Origin of the sequence: Bacillus sp. JAS24-2 (assembly GCF_008274905.1) — a bacterium.
Taxonomy (GTDB): Bacteria; Bacillota; Bacilli; order Bacillales; family Bacillaceae_G; genus Bacillus_A; species Bacillus_A cereus.
The window spans coordinates 1,220,886-1,241,057 of record NZ_CP031068.1 but is presented as its reverse complement, the minus strand read 5'-3'; the positions used below and the strand labels follow the sequence as shown (position 1 = coordinate 1,241,057).

Genomic DNA, 20,172 nt, shown 5'->3' with positions numbered 1-20,172 from the left:
ATACGTAATAATAGGAAAACGGCTATCTCCTTCGTCTATGTAAAGAGATAGCCGCTTTTTTGTCTGCTACAACATTAAAAATATGTTACTTTATTATAAAAAAGAACAACAGAAACATTACAGTTTTGTAAAAATCAATCCATTATATTCCTCAAAAAATCGCTCAAACCATTGATACAATAGGATTCTTCATTTTCTATTTAGGTAACTTTATCCAAAAACCCCCTCTTAAAACCAAGTATAAAAACACTATAAATTCCTTTTATACTCTATATTTCTCTTATTTTTGCTCCCTCCTTCTCTTAGGATAAATTAGGTAATTTTAAAGTCTATGAATTTTTTTCCATCTTTTTTCTCGCAAATTGTATGCTACGATGAATTTGTCAGTCAGACAGGCTGTCAAAAACAAATCGTGTGAAAACAAATTAAAACTTTATATAGGGGGACACACATCATGAAAAAGCGTGTTTTATTATCTGTAGCTGCTGCAACAGCTCTTACTTTAGGAGTATCTTCTCTAGATGCACAAGCTGCAACAGTACAACCATCTAACTTAAAGGTTCAAAATATTCAGCATTCAAAAGTGATGATGAAACAAATGAGCCAACAAGAATTACAAGCATTCTTACAATCTATGGGAGTTGAATCATTAGCACAATGGCAACAAGGAAACTTCCAACCAAACTGCTTCATTCCTGGTCAACAACCTACTGAAAATGTTGTAACTGAGCAACCAACAGCTAAGCCAGAAACTCAAAAGCCAGTTGAACAAAAACCAGCCGAGCAAAAGCCTGCTGAAGAAGTTCAAAAACCAGAAGCTCAAAAACCTGCTGAAAACAACAATACTCAAAAACCTGCTGAACAAAAACCAGCTGAGCAAAAGCCTGCTGAAGAAGCAAAATCTTTAAGCGAGTTCGAACAACGTGTTGTTGAATTAACAAACGCTGAGCGTGCAAAACAAGGCTTACCAGCACTAAAAATCGATACTGAATTAAGTAAAGTAGCACGTATTAAGTCTGAAGATATGCAAAAAAACAACTACTTTGATCATAACAGTCCTACATACGGATCTCCGTTTGATATGATGAAGAAATTTGGTATTTCTTATACATCTGCAGGTGAAAACATCGCTCAAGGCCAACGTACACCTGAAGAAGTAGTACAAGCTTGGATGAACAGCGCTGGACACCGTGCAAACATCTTAAATAACGGCTTCACTCACATCGGTGTTGGCTATGTAGAAAGCGGCAACTACTGGACACAACAATTTATTACGAAATAAATAGATTAAAAGAGTCTTCTCATGAGAAGACTCTTTTTTAAGTTTCATAGCTTTCTATTATGTATGAATAGAAAATATATAACATAAACAACATAGATCCACAGCTTATTACACTAAGCAATACATAAAATCCCCACTCTAAGTTCAAAAACAATGAAAACAATATGCCACATGCCATCACTTGAAAAATTCGTCTACTTACTAAACGAATTTTTTGTAATTTAATTGGATCTTTTTCTTTGCCTTTTATTTTCTTAAATTCTTTACTCAGCATAAAAAGAAACATACTAATCCCAATCGTTAATCCTGTTTGAAAGGATATCAAATCCCCAAAATTAATAAAGAGGATAAGCATATGAATAAACAACATAAATAACGTAATTTTCTTTATAAATCCGCCTATAATACCATGCTCTCTTTCATTAAACTTAAATATATTATGTGAAATAATATACAAAAATCCATATGAAAAAATAATAAAACAAGGAATAAATGCTACAACAACTTGTTTACTCATAAACTCGTTTGGCTCACCATTTACATTCCAATGTACTGCCATACGATTTGGTAAATAGGGATAGAGAAATAGAGTAAGTAAAAGACAAGCGAAAAATATTCCAAGTACATACTTATATTTGATCAAGTGATTCTCACCTCTCTTTTCTCTTAACGGCTTCGCTTCTTTTAGAGAAATCCCTGCAAAAATCTACTTTTTTCAAGTTAAAACTTATACTTTACGCATTTTCTTTTTGAAATTCTTTTATTTTTTTATTTAACTTTGTAGGAAACGGCACATCAACTTCAATTGCTTCTTTCGTAATTGGATGCAAGAAATTTATCTTCATCGCATGCAATGCTTGACTGGACATATATTTTGTTTGTCCACCATATAATACATCCCCAACTAGTGGATTACCATTATGACTCATATGAACACGAATTTGATGTGTTCTACCCGTTTCTAATTGTAACGTTACGAAAGTCGTGTTTTGCTTCTTAAAATACTTTTCTACTTTATAATATGTGATAGCTTGGTCACCTTTTGGAGAAATACGACGCCTTGTAGCATGATGGCGGTCCCTTCCGATAGCAGCATCAATCTTTCCTTGTTTCTTCTTTACTTTCCCTTCAACGAGCGCTGCGTACGTTCTTTTAATTTTTCTTTCCATTAATAGACGATCCATAATTGCACCAGCAATTCTATGCTTAGCAAACACGACACCACCTGTCGTATCCTTATCTAAACGATGAATATGACGCACCTTCGTCTCTAAACCTTGCATTTGAAAATGAAAAGCAACAAGATTTGCAAGCGTCCCGGTTCCACCTTTTTCAGCAGGGTGTGTGTCCATTTGCTCTGGTTTATTTACGATAAGTACGTGATCATCTTCGTATACTACATGTAATTCACCATATTCTGGATCTACACCGTACTCTTCCTCCGCAAACATATGGACTTGTAACTTATCGTTCTCTTTTAAAAGCTCATTCCATCTTCTTTGTTCCCCGTTAACCGTAACACCTTTTTCCATACGAAGCTGATGTAATAGCTTTTTCGGTATTTCCCATTCTACTTTTAATACCGATTCAATACTTATACCATTCCATTTAGCTGGAACGATAATTTCACACCATTCGCCCTTTTTCTTTGTTTCCATACTGTTTATCACCTTATTTCTATTGATTCTCTCATTGTAACGGAAAACACACTTTGATGCACTGTCAAAAATAGAGGACAGTCTTATAATAGACTGCCCCTCAAGCTCTAAGTCTTTTCATTTCTAATAATACTTCTTCAGCTTTTTGTTCATACGATAAATCTTTAAAGAAATCCGCCAACCTTTTATAATCATTGTAAGCATCTAATAAATCGTCCATCTTTTCTATTTTCATCACTTGTTGTTTTTGTTTCATTTTTACTGGATAGCGATAACCTGATACTTCTTGTATTTTGTAATACTCATCCTCTACTTGAACGACCTTTACAAGTTCTTCCTCTTCTGCATCCATCGTATACCCGTCAAATTCTCTAAGTAGTTCATAAATGATATGAGTCCATTCATCTTTTGGATAAAATCCTTTTTCTAACCGATAACCGACAATGCGATACATATGCCCATCGTTCTCGGCAAACTGTACTGTATCATTTAACTTAAACTTAAAATAACGAAACATTGCCTTCACCTACTTATTATGTAATGTTCTTATCACATACTATTTGCAAAATGTAGGCTTTGCTATTCATAAAAAATGCTCATCAATATGATGAGCATTTTTTATGATGATTTTTCTCGTTTTTTTCGAAATGGTAACCACCAGTTCCAGTCTCCAAATAACTTCATTAAGCTTGGTACGAGCATAAGACGAATAATTGTTGCATCAAGAAATATTGCTAATGCAACGCCAAGACCCATCTGCTTTACTGGTAAAATATCAGTAAAGGCGAATGCACCAGTTACAACAATCATTATTAAAGCAGCTGATGTAATGATTCTACTTGTTGAAACGAGCCCTTCTAACGTTGCTTGATCGTTATCTCCTGTTTCTTCATAGAGCTCATGAATACGTGAAATAAGAAATACTTCATAATCCATACTAAGCCCAAATACGAGGCCAAAAATGAAGATTGGTAAGACAAACAGAACCGGACTCGCTTCTAAACCGAAATGACCACCTTCAAATAACCAAACAACAATTCCAATGGTTGCACTTAAACTAAGTATATTCATAACAATTGCCTTAATTGGAATGAGTATAGATCGGAATGCAAATAATAATATAACAAAGGTCGATCCAAATATAACAGACATACCAATTACAACTTTATCTTTAATTTCATCTTCTAATTCTTGTTGAAACGTCGTCATTCCGCCTAGATAATACGTAACATCCGTTTCTTTATAGTTCTTTTTAAAGTCACGTACCCACTGTTTTGCAGTCTCTGTACGTGGTTTTGTTTTCAAAAAGATTTCTATCGTCGTCTTATTCCCTTGCGTGTATGCTTCAAATACAGGAGTTAGTTTCGCTGATTCTGGCGACTGCAATATTCCAACAACTTGATCTGCTTTCATTCCAGTTAACCCGTCGTATAAGCTTCTTACTTCATGTACTTTCTTATCATCTTTTAACTTTCGAACGACTTCTTCTATCTTTTGTAGACTTTCTTTTTCTTTCATATCTTTTTTCGTCTCTACAACTAACGTAACATCAGCGTGTGTTTTGACAGTTTCATTAAATGCTTCTTCATACTTTTCATATGCAATCCTTGTATCACTCTTTTCAGGTAAAGCTTCAACACCAGGGAACTGCAAATTAGCTGTACGTAACGGTAATAAGCAAATAACAATAAATGTTGTAACAACAATAATCATTGCAATTGGATGTTTCATCACAAATTGTGCAAATTTACGCCATGCTTTTGCCGGCGTATGTGCTACTTGATTCTTTTTTAATATTCTTTTACCTATTAACGATAATAGTGCTGGAAGAAGTGTGAGTGAGAATAAAATGCTCATAATGACAACAATCATTCCGCTAATCGCGACAGATTGAATATAATCTATCTTAAAGAAAAACAAACCGGATAACCCAACAAATACGCATAATCCTGAAAATACAATCGCACGTCCTGCCGTTTGATATGTAATTGCTATCGCTTCTTTTACCGTTCGTTTAGCAACTTCCTCTCGAAAACGGTTCACAAATAATAGCGCAAAATCAATAGATAATGCAAGTCCAATCATCGGTGCAACGTTTAACACGAAAATAGATAGTTCTTTATCAACACCGATGAAATACAATATCCCCATCGTACTAATAACACTAAGCGCCCCATTCAAAATCGGTAAAATTGATGCCAAAAGACTACCAAACGAAAATAGTAATACAAGAAACGCAATTGGTAATCCAATCATTTCTGCTACTTTTAAATCATTTTGCGTTCTTTCATTAATCTCTTGATTAATTTTCGGAAATCCTGTAGGTGTTACTTTTAATGCTACATTACTTTCTTTCTCAATCTCATCAGCAAATTGTAATGTCTTTTCCATTCTTTCTTTATTTGTTTTCCCGGAAAATAAAATTGTCGCATAACCGATGTCATCTTGTAGCATTTCTTTATTTTGGATTGGGTGATGGAAAGATTCATAGCTCTCTTTCTCTTGAACATTCTTTACAATTTCATCTATTCGCTTTTTAAATTCCTCATGCGAAGCATCTTTATTTTTCTCAAAAACGAGCAGAAGCGTATCTTGAGACTTCTTAAAATCTTGATCTAAAATTTCTTTTGTTTTTTGATAGTCGCCTTCCGTTTGGAAACCGTCACCACCTAATACTCCCGGTAGCTTTGGAGCAAAAATCCCAAGTGCGATTGCGAGCAACAGTAACGCTACAATTACTGTATAACGAAACTGATACAAAAAGGCTCCTAACTTCCCCCACTTATCAACTTTATGTACGTTTGTCTTCACACATTTTCACCTACTTTAAATAATTCAATTGTCACTTATACTGTATCACATCTTGATATAAACAAAAAACGTCTGGAAAAACTATAATAATAGTTTTTCCAGACGTTTTTCTATCTCTCTTTATTAAGCCCTAATCTCTCAGTAAGTAAACGATGGTAGTAAATCGCGATAATTAACAAAATACCACCTACGCAGTAACCAGCTAAAATATCAGTTGGGTAATGTACATTTAAAATGACTCTACTTAATCCAATCGATAAAATTACTATACCCATCAAAATCGTTGTGACACATTTCCCAGCTACGCTTTTCAAATTAGCAGCAATGATATAAGTAAGAAATCCAAATGTCATAATCGATAGCATTGCATGTCCACTAGGAAAACTATATCCAAGTGCATCTAGCGCTTCATTTAATGACGGACGTTCTCTCTTTACAATCTCTTTTATCCCTTTATTCACAAGATGTGTTATTAAAATCCCCATTGGATATACAATCATCGCAGCATAATAACGCTTCTTCCAAAAAACAAGCAAACTTATAACGAGCGTAGTGACTATCCCAATTGCTGATCCCAATTTTGTAAAGTACGAGAAAAATATAAGAGAACTTTCCGTTTGTAGCCCTCTTACTAATCCACGGACATATGTATCCATCACTGTAACGCCACCTGCATGTACGCGCCAAGCAACAATACCAAATACAGCAAATAACAAACCGATACACATTACCTCATACTGATGTAACTTCTTCTTCAAACGATTTCCTCCTACTATGAAAAAATGCGATTTCTACTTTAGAAACCGCATTTCCTTACTTATTTACCTTTTGTTTTTAGCTCTGTCCAGTAACGATCATAGTCTTTTAACTTATCGTCTACATCAACAAGCCATTCTGTACGATCTAACTCTTCTTTCGTTAAGAAAATCATGTGATTATCACGGTATTCTTTACTATGAAGAGGATGAGCTTTTTCATTTGGATTACTGTAACCAATTGACTCGTAGTTTTTCACACTTACTTTTTCATCTAGTAAGTAGTTCATAAATTTCTCAGCAAGCTCTTTATGTTTTGCACCTTTTGGAATTGCTAACGTATCAGCCCAAATTGTGCCGCCTTCTTTCGGTACAACATATTCTACATCTTTATTATCTTTTGCGATAAATGCTGCATCTCCAGACCAAACTGTTCCGATCCAAGCATCTTCTGTAATGAATTTTTGTTTAATGTTATCTGTATCAAATGCTAATAAGTTTGGAAGCAGCTTCTTTAAATCATCTGCTGCTGTCTTTAATTGTGCATCGTCTTTCGTACTGTTTGAGAACCCGTGCTTCTTAAGACCCACTCCTAATACTTCACGAGAATCGTTCAGTAACGTTACATGTCCTTTATATTTCTCATTCCATAAGTCCGCCCAGCTTGTAGGTGCTTCTTTCACATACTTTTTATTGTATGCAATCCCTGTTACACCCCAAGTGTACACTAAAGAATATTTATTCTCTGGATCAAACGCAGGTGTTTTGAAATTAGAAACCATATTTTCGATATTCGGGATATTCTTTTTATCTAACGGCGCTAATAAGTCCATTTTCGCCATTGTTTTAACCATGTAATCAGACGGCTGGATTAAGTCATACTTTGCGCCACCAGCTTGTAATTTCGCAAGCATTTCTTCATTACTTGCGTACTTGTCATAGTTAATTTTCACATTATATTTCTTTTCAAAATCTTTTAGCACTTGCTCATCAAAATTGTCAGCCCAGCTATAAATATTTAATTCTTCTTTCTTTTCACCACAACCAGCAAGCACACCAGCAACAAGGCTAAAACTAATTGCTGCGCCAGCTATTCTTTTCATTAATTTCATCGGTTTATTACCCCCTTGTACTTTCTATATCGTTCGTATTATAAAGGAAGGTGTCCTCCAGAGTTTTCTTCACCATCTGCACCTTTATTCCGGAAGATTTCAGATAGAACCATTAATCCTACGATAGCAACAATTAAAATTGTAGAAAGAGCATTGATTTCTGGTGATACTCCGCGCTTAACCATACTGTAAATGTATAGTGGCAATGTTGTTGATCCTGGTCCTGATACGAAGAAACTAATTACAAAATCATCAATTGATAATGTGAATGTTAATAATGCTGCCGAAATAACTCCCGGTGCAATTGCTGGGAACGTTACATAACGAAACGTTTGCCAAGGCGTTGCTCCTAAATCATTTGCAGCTTCTTCTAAGTCACGTCCCATACTTGAAAGACGCGCAGCTAAAATAACAACAACAAACGAAATACTAAATGTAATATGTGCAATAATAATCGTTGTTTGTCCAAGTTCCATTCCTAACTGGCTGAAAAGAATTAGTAAAGATAATCCCATTAAAATATCAGGAATTAAAATTGGTAAATATACAAGGCCATTAATAGCCCCTTCAAAACGATATTTATAACGATGTAAAGCGATTGCAAAGAATACACCAAGTACCGTTGTCACAATCGTTGTTATAACTGCAATCGTAATACTATTTACAAATGCATCAATAACATCTTGTTTTTGAAATAAATCTGTATACCAATGGAATGTAAAACCTTCCCACTCCGCATTAATGCGAGAGTCGTTGAAAGAATAGACCATTAAAACCATCATTGGAAAATACAAGAATAACAAAATTAACCAAGAATAAGAAACTAAAAACTTCTTCATCTTTGCCTATTCCCCTCCGTTCTCATTATATTTATATACTTTCGTTGCACGATAATATAAGTAAATTAACAGAACAGAGAATAGAACAACGATAATCGATAACGCAGATCCAAACGGCCAGTCACGTGCACCTAAGAATTGATTTTGAATAACGTTTCCAATTAATGCTACTTTCGATCCGCCCATCACGTCTGATACAACAAACATTCCGATAGAAGAAACGAATACTAAAATAGAACCAGTCGCAATTCCTGACATCGTCATCGGCACTGTTATATTCCAAAATGCCTTTATTGGTGTTGCTCCTAAATCATAAGCCGCTTCTAGCTTACGCTTATCCAACTGCTCAATTGCTGCATACACTGGTAAAATCATAAATGGTAATAAAGAATAGACCATTCCGAGTATTACAGAAGGAGTATTATATAATAAATTTAACGGTTCACTAATAATGCCAAGCTTTAATAACAACGTATTCACAAGACCTTGTGAACGTAAAATAACAATCCATGCGTATGAACGAACAAGAAAGTTAATCCAAAACGGGATCGTTGCCAATAATAAAAGAATAGAGCGGTATTTGCGGTCAACAATTGTAATTGTATACGCAAACGGATAACCAATTAATAAACATATTACTGTTGTAATAACTGCAATTTTAACAGTTTCCCATAACGTTCCTAAGTATAATGGATCAAACACACGGGATATATTCTCCAGCGTAAATTGCATTTCTACTGTCCCGTAAGCTCCGCGCTGCATGAAGGCGAATCCTAATACGAATACGAGCGGGATTAGGAAGAAAATTAACAGCCACGCGACTGTAGGTAGTGCGAGTAATTTCCCTTTTTTCAATTTAAGGTCACCTCGTCCTCTTGCTCCCAGCCTACATATACATTATCTCCAATGCTCCACTGTGCTGCCTCTTCAGCAGTTTGATATGCCATTAGTAATTCTGATGTTTTCTCATCACGTACATAAAGCTTCTCCATATTTCCGACAAACTCGATATCTTCAATATGTCCAAGATGGTATTCTTTTAAAATTGACTCTTCAACCGAACGTACTTTTACATTTTCAGGGCGAATTGCTACATAGCCTTCCCCGTTTTTCACAATATTATTTTCACCGATGAATGTCGCAACGAACAATGTTTTCGGCTTATTGTAAATTTCTTTCGGTGTTCCGATTTGTTCGATATGTCCTTTATTCATAACTACAATACGATCGCTCATGCTCATTGCTTCTTCTTGATCGTGCGTTACGTATATGAACGTAATTCCTAAATTACGTTGTAAGTTTTTCAATTCACGTTGCAAGTCTTTTCGTAACTTAAAGTCAAGCGCTCCAAGTGGCTCATCTAATAGTAATACACGCGGATTATTTACAATCGCTCTTGCAATTGCAACACGCTGCTGTTGTCCACCAGAAAGCTTCGCAGGTTTACGATTACGGAACTCAAGTAACTGCGTTAAACGCATTGCCTCTTCAGCACGCTCTTTCTGCTCTGCTGCTGATACTTTCTGCATTTTCATACCAAAACAAATATTCTTCTCTACTGTCATATGTGGGAATAGTGCGTAATGTTGGAACACTAGGTTCATATGACGCTTATATGGCGGCAAATCGTTAATTCTTTCATCATCTAATAAAAGATTCCCTTTAGTTGGAGTTTCAAATCCTGCGATCATACGAAGTAACGTCGTTTTCCCGCAGCCACTCGGCCCTAAAATTGTTAAAAACTCTCCCTCTTTAATATCTAAAGAAAGAGGTGGGATAATCACTTGATTTCCAAAATGTTTTTCAACTGCTTCAACTTTAATAATCTTTTTCATTTTCCCGTCCTATCTACCTTAAATTTTAAATTTTTATATTCATGAATAAATATTTATGTTCTATAGACTATTTTTTGTTTCGATCCAAACAAAAATGGTTATTTAGCAAGCGTTCGTTTCTATTCTTTATGTAGTATGTTTGATTCATTTTCGCCTGATACATAACGTCGAACAGAAAAACCCCTTCCATTGCGAAGGGGCTATTATCATACGGCTACGCCTACTGATAAACACCATCATCATTTTAACAACTTTCGTATGAATTTTAAAGCACTTTTTGTAGAAGAGTAACGAATTTTCATGTCGAATGCTGTAGATTGGGCTAAAATGCTTTTATAATGTGAAAAAGTCCGAAAACTTTCTTTCCCATGATAACCCCCTAATCCACTACTTCCAACACCCCCAAAAGGTAAATATGGCGTAGCAAGGTGATAGACAACATCATTAATACAGCCTCCACCATATGAAATATTACTCGTCACTTTCTTTTGTACTTCTTTATCTTCAGAAAATACATATAACGCTAACGGCTTCGGATGTTGCTGGATTGTGCCAATTACATTTTCTATATTGTCGTACTCTATGATTGGTAAAATCGGACCAAAAATTTCATCTTCCATAACAGCATCTTGCCATGTAATATCCGCTAGTACTGTCGGTTCAATATGTAAAGTATCTTTCTCATAGTTTCCACCAATTACGACTTGACCATCTTGTAAGAATCCACATAATCGTTCAAAATGACGCTCACTTACAATACGCACGTAATTTTCATTTTGTAAAGGTTCTTTACTATACTGCTCTGTAATTTCATGTCGCAGTGCCTCAATTAGCTTTTCTTTCACGGAAGAATGCACGTACATATAATCAGGCGCTACACACGTCTGCCCTGCATTTAAAAACTTACCCCAAACAATTCTTCTTGCTGTCATCTCTATCTTTGCATCTTTATGTACAATACAAGGACTTTTCCCGCCAAGTTCTAAAGTGAGCGGCGTCAACTGTTTCGCTGCTGCTTCCATTACAACTTTTCCAACGCCAACACTACCAGTAAAGAAAATATAATCAAACGGTTCCCTCAGCAAAGATGTACTCTCTTCAACGCCACCTTCTACTACCGCTACAAGCTCTTCTGGGAATAATTCATCTAACATTCTCTTAAGCACTTTTGAAACGCTTGGCGTTAACTCTGACGGCTTTAAAACGATTGTATTTCCAGCTGCCAGTGCTCCTACAAGTGGTGCAATTGCTAATTGAAAAGGATAGTTCCACGGTGCAATAATAAGCGTCACACCATACGGTTCTGGCACTACTTTTCCTTTTGATCCAAAATGAGTAAGTGCTGTTCGAACTCGTTTCGGTTTACTCCACGATGACATATGTTTCAATTGAAAGGAAATTTCTTTTAATACATATCCAACTTCCGTTGTAAACGACTCGTGAACTGACTTATTTAAATCTAATTTCAATGCCTGAAATATTTCTTCTTCAAAACGCTGAATGCCTTCATAAAGCTTCTTCAAATTATTCTTTCTCATTTCGATGCTTCTCGTATGCCCTTTTAAAAAATATTCCTTTTGCCTACTTACAATAGAGGAAATACTCATTCACTCACCTTCTCCCACTATTTTTATCCAATTCTTTCATTATTTATATAAACTTCATATATAACAAATTTCTATTCTTAAGGTTACATTATATATGACTTTTTCAGCTATATAAAATTCATTGCTCACAAAAAAACTACCGAAAGAAAATCTCTCGGTAGTTTTACAGTATTAACGATATAAACGAACAGCACCTGCAGAATTATCATCAGCTTGTCCTACTACTTCAAATTTCAAACCAAGCTTCGGTAAAATACGTCCTGCATCTGGAATCTGTTGATTAATATACGTTTTAGAATCATCAAACTTCGGTACGCCTGCTAAGCCATCATACGTAAATGTTCCACGCGTTGGAGATACGACTTTCCAAGCTGGCGTTTTGTCAAATGAAAACGCTGCATCAGCGATTTGGAATCGTGTACTACTCTTAACTGTTGGTTTACCATTTAAAGTACCAACAATTGCTTCTGGATGAGAATCAACTACACCAAGGAAACCGTGTCCTGGATGTACACCAACCCAGTTATCTGTATAAGCTGAATCTGCATACCATACAACCATACCAGTGTTAAATACTGGACCGCGAGCAAATTTCAACGCGTTATCTGCCCCAGCATAGTTTCTCCACTCAACATAGTAGTTATGTTTTTTCTTCTCTGTTCCGTTAGATACAACGAAACCATCTAATTTTAATTGTGGTGTACCTTCTGCGTCATCAGAGAATACTACTTTACCATCTACTGTTAATGAAGCATTATCAAGAGCGAATCCATTTAATGCTAAACCACCATCAGTAATGTAATCAAATGTTAATTTTACTTTCTTGCCTTTGAATTGACTTAAATCATATGATTTGTCAATCCATTTTCCACTTGTCGAATCTGCATTTCCACTATTTGCTTTCTCACCAAGTCTTTCAATTAACGTTTGTTTACCATCTTCTGTTACAGCGTGTACTTCAAGGAAATCATAACCTGCTTCAATCTCATATAATGACTTGAAATCAAATTTTGCATTCGTTGCATTCGTTAAATCGAACAACGGTGTTTCCATCTTCGTATGAAGATCGTCACCTTTTGTGCTGTAGTAATACTGTTTTCCAAATGCTGGCTCAATTGTTTTAACATCTTTATCTGGTAAGTTAACACGGATCATACCTGGTCTTGCTGATTTCGTAACACTTTGATCCAAATATGTCGCTAGACCGATACCTTTATTTAATTTCTCGTAATCTACTTCTACGATATTTGCCCAGTTACCACCGATTGTTTTTTGGAAAAACTCTTTATTTTGTGGTGAGAAACTCGTTGGCGTCGTTCCAGCGATTTTACCAGCCCAGCTTCCGCCACTCATAATAGACCAAGCTTCAATCGGCTCACCTTGACCACTATATTGTGTATCGTACTCATCTGGAAGACCTAAATCGTGACCATATTCATGTGCGAATACACCAACTGCTCCATCTTCTGGTTCAATTGTGTAGTCGAATGCTGCCATCTTTCCACCCCAATATGGTACTTTCGCTTGTGTACCTTCAATTGGGAATGGCTTTGGTCCAACTGTCCAACGGTGCGACCAAATTGCATCATCGCCTAATTTACCACCGCCTGCTTCTTGTCCAACACCCGCATGAATAATCATTAAGTGATCGATTAAACCGTCTGGTTGATTTTTATTCCCATCACCATTTACATCGTATTGATCAAATTGGTCGAACTCTGATAAATCAATACCACTATCTACAGCTGCTTTTAATGCATCTTTTACTAAATCACGTGGCCCTTTTGGTCCTTTATTATCATGGCCTCCGCCCGGAGCATCTGCACCGTAATCAGCAGCTTTACCAGGAACTGTTAACCATTTTGTAACTGTTCCGTCTACAGTATAACTACCACCAGATTGCTCTTCGTAATATTGTTTAAACGTTTCAATTTTACTTCCATCATCTAATGTGAATGGCTCGTTGCCGAATAACATTTTTTCATAATGTTCTTTATTAAAATCGTTAGAATACATATATCCAGGCTCTTTGTCGATATTATTATGTTTAAAGTCAGCGTACTCTACAAGTAAAACGAGTACTTTGTCTTTACGAACTTCACCGTTATAGTCTTTTTGTTTCGCTGGAGAAGTTGGTACTTTACCATTTAGACCGCCTTTAACTGGGCCTGTCGCTGCAGGTGTGCCTGTTGCTGGTTGATTTAATTTTTCTTTCGTGTCTGCTTTCGCATCTTTCACTTTCTTTAAAAAGTCAGATGCATCTTTCGTAAGTTGGTCCCCATTCGCTGCTTCTTTCCCAGGATTTTCACCCTTTTTGTTCTCTACATACTTTTCGACTGCTTTCTTTGTTTCTGTCTCTGAAGCCTTCGAATCAATTACCCCACGTTTTTTTAATGCATCTGCTAAACGTTCTTCCGGAATTAAATGATCATCCACTGGGCTCGTAGCTGTTTTATTCACAGGCGTTTCAGCATATGCAGATTGAGTGCCAGCTCCGAATGAAAGGCCTAATACAGCTGTCAATGCGATTGATGACAAAACTTTGAACGGTTTCTTGTTCATCCCTTATTTCCTCCCCTAATAAATAATATGTATTACAAATTAAATTTTATTAAAAATTCAATATTTTTTCAATATTTAGTCATATTATGTAATGTTTTTAATATATTTGTAAAAATTTCATAGTTAGCATACGAATATATCACAATTCAACAATGTTTTCTGAAAATATTGAAAGTTTTTATCGAACAATTTATAATTTCCATAGAGGGAGTTTAATGGGGATTTTATCTTTGTTTCATCTACACAATATTTGATAATTCACTATATAAAACACAAAATCGGATTTCATTATCATGTATTCTGTAGCAGCAATTATGACCGATAATTAGGGAGGAATTACATTTGTACAAAGATAAGACAGACGCACTGGATCAAGAATGGATTGATTTAATACTTGAAGCTCTAGATGCTGGTATCGCCATGCAAGACATCGAGCAATTTTTCCAACGTATGAAGCCATCCAGTCAGGCTCAATAGGTTTGTTCTTTTTAACGAAGTTTATGTTATAATAATGACATCATAAGACAACTACATATTGATAGAAAGGTGCGCAAATATGATTGGAGAACGTATAAAACGCCTTCGTTTACAAAAAGGGATTTCATTAACTGAACTTGCCGAAAAAGCTGGCGTTGCTAAATCTTACATTAGTTCTATAGAACGAAATTTACAAAAAAACCCTTCCATTCAGTTTCTTGAAAAGATCGCAGCAGTTCTACAAATTCCAGTTGATACTTTACTTCATGATGAAACAACAAAGGAAACTAACCTAGACTCCGAATGGACACAACTCGTTAAAGATGCAATGAACTCTGGTGTCTCCAAAGAACAATTTCGTGAATTTCTTGAATTTACAAAGTGGAAGCAAAATCAAAAATAATAATAGAAAGAAGTGCTTACAACCAGCACTTCTTTTTCTTTATAAAAAAAAGCGGGAATACCCGCTTTTTTTATTATTTTTCTTCCCCAGCTTCTTGGTTAGCATTGAATGTCCATTCTAAATTCAATGTATCACCTTGGAAGATATTTTGGTCTTTTCCATCATCTACAAATTCAAATTGTACCCATAGATAATCCTCTGTACCAGCTGCTAATCCACCCTTTTCTCCCCACTCAGGAGCAAAGATATCTTTAGCTAAAAGATCTGGATCAACTTTTTGTAAGTCTGCTAAAGTTGTTTCGTATACAGGCTCACTTTGTTTATCCCAGTTCCAAAGGAATTTTACTTTAACGTGCTTACCAAAGTCTTCACCAGCATTATCACCTTTTGCATCTTTAACAGTATACTTTGTTGCTAATTTAACGTCTTTAATAGTTAACGAACCGCTGTTTTGTAATAAGAACTCTTTCTTAACAGAATCCCCTGGTTTTAAATCTTTAATATCTACAAGCGTCTTAGGGTTTAATGTAAGGTCTAACGTCCCAGCTGCAAATGTATTGTTTGATACTTCTTTATCGCTAAAGAATGCAAATGTTCCTCCACCAATTAAAGCTAACCCCAATGCTGCTGATGCAACTCCCATACCTAATTTCTTTTTCAGACTCACAATCAATTCCCCCTAGCTTTTTTTTATATTTTTATCACTTATTTTTCAATAAGAGATGTAAAGAAAACTATATTAGCTTAGCTAATATGTGTTCTTTTTTAAAAACCTTATGTTCATTATAACGAACAAACCTATATAAACACAACACATATTTATTAATATTTTCAGTTATTTTTATTTCTCAATATCATTTAGACTTTTCAGAAAAAACAATGATAATTTATAACTTTTTTCACACTCAAATCATTTAATACTATAAGAAAAAAGAAAAACAAAGAGGTGAGGGCTAACGTTCCCTCACACTCGTATAAATATTACTAGTCTTGCTTATTCGTTCACTCTCTCTTACACCACATTCTTGTTTTCCGGCTGTTTCACTAAAGCAGTTACTCCGCTTTCTTCTGCTCTTCTAGCTTTTTCTGTTCTTCCGCTTTCTTTTGCTCTTCTACTTTCTTCTGTTCTTCTGCTTTCTTCTGTTCTTCTACTTTCTTCTGTTCTTCTACTTTCTTCTGTTCTTCTGCTTTCTTCTGTTCTTCTACTTTCTTCTGTTCTTCTGCTTTCTTCTGTTCTTCTGCTTTCTTCTGTTCTTCTACTTTCTTCTGTTCTTCTGCTTTCTTCTGTTCTTCTGCTTTCTTTTGTCCTTCCGCTTCAATTGCAACGTTTAATTGTTGCTGAAGAGCCTGAATTTGCTCATCAATAGCTTTCAAGCTAATTTCTTTCTCAATATAGTCACGCTTCTCTTTGATACTGCGGAAGCCTTCATTTACATATATGGACACTTGCTGCATCGACTCATCTTTATTTACCTTTAATTCTTCTTGTATTTGATTGTAAGGAGCTTCTATTTCAGTATATACATTTTGCAGGGCTTCCTTCTCAGCAACAATTTTCTCACGCCCTTGTTGCCATACAGAAATCGCCTGTTTTATTTCTTCAATAGAAGTTGCTTTCGATTTTCCCTTCATCGTTCCATACTCACGCTCAATAAACTGTTTATGTTTCTCAGATTGCTCTTTTAACGTATTAACTGTTTTCGGAAATATAATTGCTGTAGAAAGCGTCGCTTCTACTTTCGTTTCATGAATGAACGCCGCTTCTGTATGCGTCATAATTTGAGAGCCTAAATAAAACGTAATAGAACACATACACGGCAATATAAGCATCTTTTTAAAATTACGCGGTCTTTTCAGCATCTTAATCTCTCCCATCGAACATTACGTTCTTTATACAGAACATTATCTATATTATAGTAAAGAACTATTAAAATTGATAGACAAATACTAGAAAAATAGAAAAAGGGCTATCCATGTGATAGCCCTTTTTCTTATTATCTTTCTTCACCTGCTGTTTGTTGTGCATCAAACGTCCAATTTAATTGTAACTTATCGCCTTGGAATTGATTTTGATCTTTTCCATTATCAACAAACTCAAATTTCACTTTGAATTTATCAGATTTACCTGCTGAAATACCTTTTTCATCCCAGAACCAAGCCGATAAATCATTATCTACAGCTGTAAGTGTGTCACCTTTTAATTTATCTAAAGTAGTTTGTTTCACAATTGTCTCATGCTTATCTACATTTTTTAAGAATGTTACTTTAATATGTTTACCAAAATCATCTTTATTGTCTTTCTTTACATCTTCTACATTATAATCTGTTTTCAGTAGAACCTTTTTAATATTTAAAGAGCCTTTATTTTCTAGTTTAAATTCTTTTTCAATTGTATCCCCAGGTTTTAAATTCGATACGTTAACAACTGTTGATGGATTTAATGCTAAATCCAGTGTTCCAGCCGCAAATGTATTATTTGACACTTCTTTATCACTGAAAAATGCAAATGTTCCTCCACCAACTAAAGCTGCTCCTAATACTGCTGATGTAATACCCATTCCTAATTTTTTCTTTAAAGTCATGTCCATATCCCCTTAATATATATTTGTTAACTTCCTAAACGGAAAGTATAACCAAACGAACTAGACGGATTGTTCTACTTTTTTATCTTTCTTTTCTCCGTCAATGCTACGAATAGCACCAAAAATAGAAATCGCGGAATACCCAAGTAAAAAGACTCCTGGAATAATAAGAAGTAATGCTGCTCCCGCTTTTGAATTCGCATAATTCAGTAAATAACCAACATACGGAACTGTAATATCTGCATACTTTCCAACTACATTTTCTGCAAGTACTGGCTCTAAATCTGGTCCGTTGTTGTTATCCCCTTTTGTTTCATACATTACTTTTCCATTTGTATCTTTCACACCGATAATACGGTGAGTGATAATTTTTTGATCTTTCTCTTTAAAGGTAATAACATCACCTTTTTGATATTTAGAACCATCTTTGTTTGGTTCTATTGCAATGATTGATCCTGTTAAAAACGTCGGCTCCATTGATCCTGAAAGAACGCTCTTAAATTGATATCCCATCACTGTCGGATCACCACCGCTTGCTTTTGAAGAAATAACTACAAAAGCTAAAAAAACCATCAATGCAAATAAAACAAATGAGATCGCGTTGCTAATTATCTTCCATATTAATTTCATCGTCTCTCTCCCTCTCCGTTGTTTTATATTATTTGAAGTATGCAATATCCACTTGTGTTCTTTAACAAGAACACAAGTAAATGATATAACGAACTTTAAGTTATTGCAATAAGAAAATTTACAATTATTAGTTATTTAAAATATAGAAAAAAGACTGTGCCAAAATTTTACACAGTCTTTTTATTAGTAATTTATTTACCTTCTGATTTCATTCCTTTTGTATTTCGGCGCAACACTACATATAAAATTGCTCCAAATAATATAATCGCACCTATCCCAACACTTATTACTTTCACATTTGAGTCTTTTACTTCAGGCATAGTTGTATCTTTTTTAGGCATCGTAAAAGTGACATCTTCTGTTGAAAGAACATTTACCGTCGCAATTGTTTGATTATTTTTCGTAATATCAACTGCACCAACTACCTCACCACGATGTATTCCTTTATGATATAAAGATTCTTTATCTAATGAAGCCGCCCGGAAAATAGTTTTCACATTTTTCCCTTCATCTTTCTTAAGCATAAGCTCCGCACTTTGTTCCAACTCAGAATTAACATCTTTATTTAAATATGTTGTTTTTTGATGCCAATTATGTTTATCAAGCACCATTTGCTTCGTAAATTGACCGAAAGAATATTCCGCCATCTGCTTCAAATCTTCATAAATTTCAGGTCTTTGAGAAGCCATTACTACGCTTATAATACGATTTCCATCTTTCTCATTTAATAAAACAAGTGTATTACGTGCTTCATTCGTAAACCCTGTCTTACCGCCAATGCTATATGGATTTTCAAAAAAATTAGATTTATTAAAAATAGACACCGTCTGCCTAGACGTCGTAACTGTCGTTCTTTTCGTATTCATCGCTTGTAAAATTTCAGGATACTTTTGCACACCCTTCGTAATCATAGCCATATCATACGGCGTCGTATAATGGTTCGGATCATGCAATCCATTCGGTGTTACAAAGTGGCTATCTTTCGCTCCTAATTGCTTCGCTTTCTCATTCATCATATTAGCGAAATTCTCAACACTCCCGCCAATCCGCTCCGCAATCGCATACGACACATCATTCGCACTCAGCACCATTAAAATCATAAGCGCAGTATTTCTATTAATTGTCTCTCCAGGTTGAAACTCAATTTGATAATTACTCTTCTCTTGATCTAATGCTAATTGTGAAAATGTAAATTGGTCCTCTGGCTTTGTATGCTCCATGAGTAAAATCGCTGTTAACACTTTCGTCGTACTAGCAGGATATGCTCGGTGATATGCGTTTTTGTCATACAAAACATCTCCTGTTTTTGCATCAATTGTCGTTGCAAACTGACTAAAAACATTCGGTCCTTCCGCAGGTGGTGGTGCAACTTGTTCTGGATTTACTCCAATATTCGTCTCAGCCCGCAATGTTATGGGCGTCAAAAAAAACGAACAAATAACTGTAATAAAAACCAAAATTTTCTTAAAATTTACCATATGACTCTCCCTTTTCCATTTACTCCTTAACAAAATAATAAATCTACCAATCATATGTAATTTGTATTATATTGGAAGAATTTTCACTATTTTTTACTATATCATACTTTTACGATAAAGAACATAAATATACAATAAAAA

General features: G+C 35.1%; 19 protein-coding genes. 3 read left to right on the top strand and 16 right to left on the bottom strand.

Translation table 11 applies throughout. The features are described 5' to 3' along the window. Window positions 1–454: 454 nt before the first annotated feature. The gene (locus DN407_RS06420; RefSeq protein ID WP_000747588.1) at window positions 455–1,282 is read left to right on the top strand and encodes a CAP domain-containing protein; all 828 of its coding nucleotides are present in this window, start codon (window positions 455–457) and stop codon (window positions 1,280–1,282) included. A 37-nt stretch (window positions 1,283–1,319) separates the two neighbouring features. On the opposite strand, the gene DN407_RS06415 is transcribed toward DN407_RS06420, so the two are convergent. The 11 genes from DN407_RS06415 to inhA1 form a co-directional block, all read right to left on the bottom strand. After that, window positions 1,320–1,925: a DUF1648 domain-containing protein gene (locus DN407_RS06415; RefSeq protein WP_000598995.1), complete on the bottom strand. Its 606-nt coding sequence runs from the start codon at window positions 1,923–1,925 to the stop codon at window positions 1,320–1,322. A gap of 91 nt (window positions 1,926–2,016) precedes the next feature. Beyond that, window positions 2,017–2,940 (bottom strand): RluA family pseudouridine synthase, encoded by a 924-nt coding sequence (locus tag DN407_RS06410; protein WP_000448320.1) that lies wholly within the window; start codon window positions 2,938–2,940, stop codon window positions 2,017–2,019. 100 nt (window positions 2,941–3,040) lie between these two features. Next, complete coding sequence (locus tag DN407_RS06405; RefSeq protein WP_000490301.1) at window positions 3,041–3,457, bottom strand: hypothetical protein; 417 nt, start codon at window positions 3,455–3,457, stop codon at window positions 3,041–3,043. A gap of 101 nt (window positions 3,458–3,558) precedes the next feature. Continuing rightward, the gene (locus DN407_RS06400; RefSeq protein WP_149216122.1) at window positions 3,559–5,751 is read right to left on the bottom strand and encodes an MMPL family transporter; all 2,193 of its coding nucleotides are present in this window, start codon (window positions 5,749–5,751) and stop codon (window positions 3,559–3,561) included. A 110-nt stretch (window positions 5,752–5,861) separates the two neighbouring features. Continuing rightward, the gene (locus tag DN407_RS06395; protein WP_000727790.1) at window positions 5,862–6,509 is read right to left on the bottom strand and encodes a phosphatase PAP2 family protein; all 648 of its coding nucleotides are present in this window, start codon (window positions 6,507–6,509) and stop codon (window positions 5,862–5,864) included. A gap of 59 nt (window positions 6,510–6,568) precedes the next feature. Beyond that, window positions 6,569–7,618: a spermidine/putrescine ABC transporter substrate-binding protein PotD gene (gene potD / locus DN407_RS06390; RefSeq protein ID WP_000772485.1), complete on the bottom strand. Its 1,050-nt coding sequence runs from the start codon at window positions 7,616–7,618 to the stop codon at window positions 6,569–6,571. 38 nt (window positions 7,619–7,656) lie between these two features. Further along, on the bottom strand, window positions 7,657–8,457 hold the full coding sequence (gene potC, locus DN407_RS06385) for a spermidine/putrescine ABC transporter permease PotC (protein WP_000714192.1): 801 nt from the start codon (window positions 8,455–8,457) through the stop codon (window positions 7,657–7,659). Window positions 8,458–8,463: 6 nt separating this feature from the next. Further along, window positions 8,464–9,312 carry a spermidine/putrescine ABC transporter permease PotB gene (potB, locus tag DN407_RS06380; RefSeq protein WP_000715500.1) on the bottom strand — a complete coding sequence of 283 codons (849 nt, stop codon included), beginning with the start codon at window positions 9,310–9,312 and terminating at the stop codon, window positions 8,464–8,466. Beyond that, window positions 9,309–10,292: a spermidine/putrescine ABC transporter ATP-binding protein PotA gene (gene potA, locus DN407_RS06375; protein ID WP_000720336.1), complete on the bottom strand. Its 984-nt coding sequence runs from the start codon at window positions 10,290–10,292 to the stop codon at window positions 9,309–9,311. The genes potB and potA overlap by 4 nt, the downstream gene beginning before the upstream one ends. A gap of 239 nt (window positions 10,293–10,531) precedes the next feature. Next, the gene (locus DN407_RS06370; protein ID WP_149216121.1) at window positions 10,532–11,899 is read right to left on the bottom strand and encodes an aldehyde dehydrogenase; all 1,368 of its coding nucleotides are present in this window, start codon (window positions 11,897–11,899) and stop codon (window positions 10,532–10,534) included. A gap of 171 nt (window positions 11,900–12,070) precedes the next feature. Further along, window positions 12,071–14,461 (bottom strand): M6 family metalloprotease immune inhibitor InhA1, encoded by a 2,391-nt coding sequence (inhA1, locus tag DN407_RS06365; RefSeq protein ID WP_149216120.1) that lies wholly within the window; start codon window positions 14,459–14,461, stop codon window positions 12,071–12,073. Between the two features lie 342 nt (window positions 14,462–14,803). Between inhA1 and DN407_RS06360 the strand changes: the two genes are divergently transcribed. After that, on the top strand, window positions 14,804–14,938 hold the full coding sequence (locus DN407_RS06360) for an anti-repressor SinI family protein (RefSeq protein WP_000276219.1): 135 nt from the start codon (window positions 14,804–14,806) through the stop codon (window positions 14,936–14,938). A gap of 79 nt (window positions 14,939–15,017) precedes the next feature. Next, window positions 15,018–15,341, top strand: a complete 324-nt coding sequence (locus DN407_RS06355; RefSeq protein ID WP_000578885.1) for a helix-turn-helix domain-containing protein — start codon at window positions 15,018–15,020, stop codon at window positions 15,339–15,341. A 73-nt stretch (window positions 15,342–15,414) separates the two neighbouring features. Here DN407_RS06355 and calY read toward each other — a convergent pair whose 3' ends face one another. The 5 genes from calY to DN407_RS06330 form a co-directional block, all read right to left on the bottom strand. Then, on the bottom strand, window positions 15,415–16,008 hold the full coding sequence (calY, locus tag DN407_RS06350; protein ID WP_000053713.1) for a biofilm matrix protein CalY: 594 nt from the start codon (window positions 16,006–16,008) through the stop codon (window positions 15,415–15,417). Between the two features lie 386 nt (window positions 16,009–16,394). Next, window positions 16,395–17,201, bottom strand: coding sequence for a DUF4047 domain-containing protein (locus DN407_RS06345; protein WP_149216119.1), 807 nt, complete (start codon window positions 17,199–17,201; stop codon window positions 16,395–16,397). Window positions 17,202–17,335: 134 nt separating this feature from the next. Then, a complete protein-coding gene (locus tag DN407_RS06340; protein ID WP_000172854.1) occupies window positions 17,336–17,923 on the bottom strand; it encodes a CalY family protein in 588 nt (195 codons plus the stop codon). Between the two features lie 60 nt (window positions 17,924–17,983). After that, window positions 17,984–18,553, bottom strand: coding sequence for a signal peptidase I SipW (gene sipW / locus DN407_RS06335; protein ID WP_000767792.1), 570 nt, complete (start codon window positions 18,551–18,553; stop codon window positions 17,984–17,986). Between the two features lie 191 nt (window positions 18,554–18,744). Beyond that, window positions 18,745–20,031: a D-alanyl-D-alanine carboxypeptidase family protein gene (locus DN407_RS06330; RefSeq protein WP_000247031.1), complete on the bottom strand. Its 1,287-nt coding sequence runs from the start codon at window positions 20,029–20,031 to the stop codon at window positions 18,745–18,747. Window positions 20,032–20,172 lie beyond the last annotated feature (141 nt).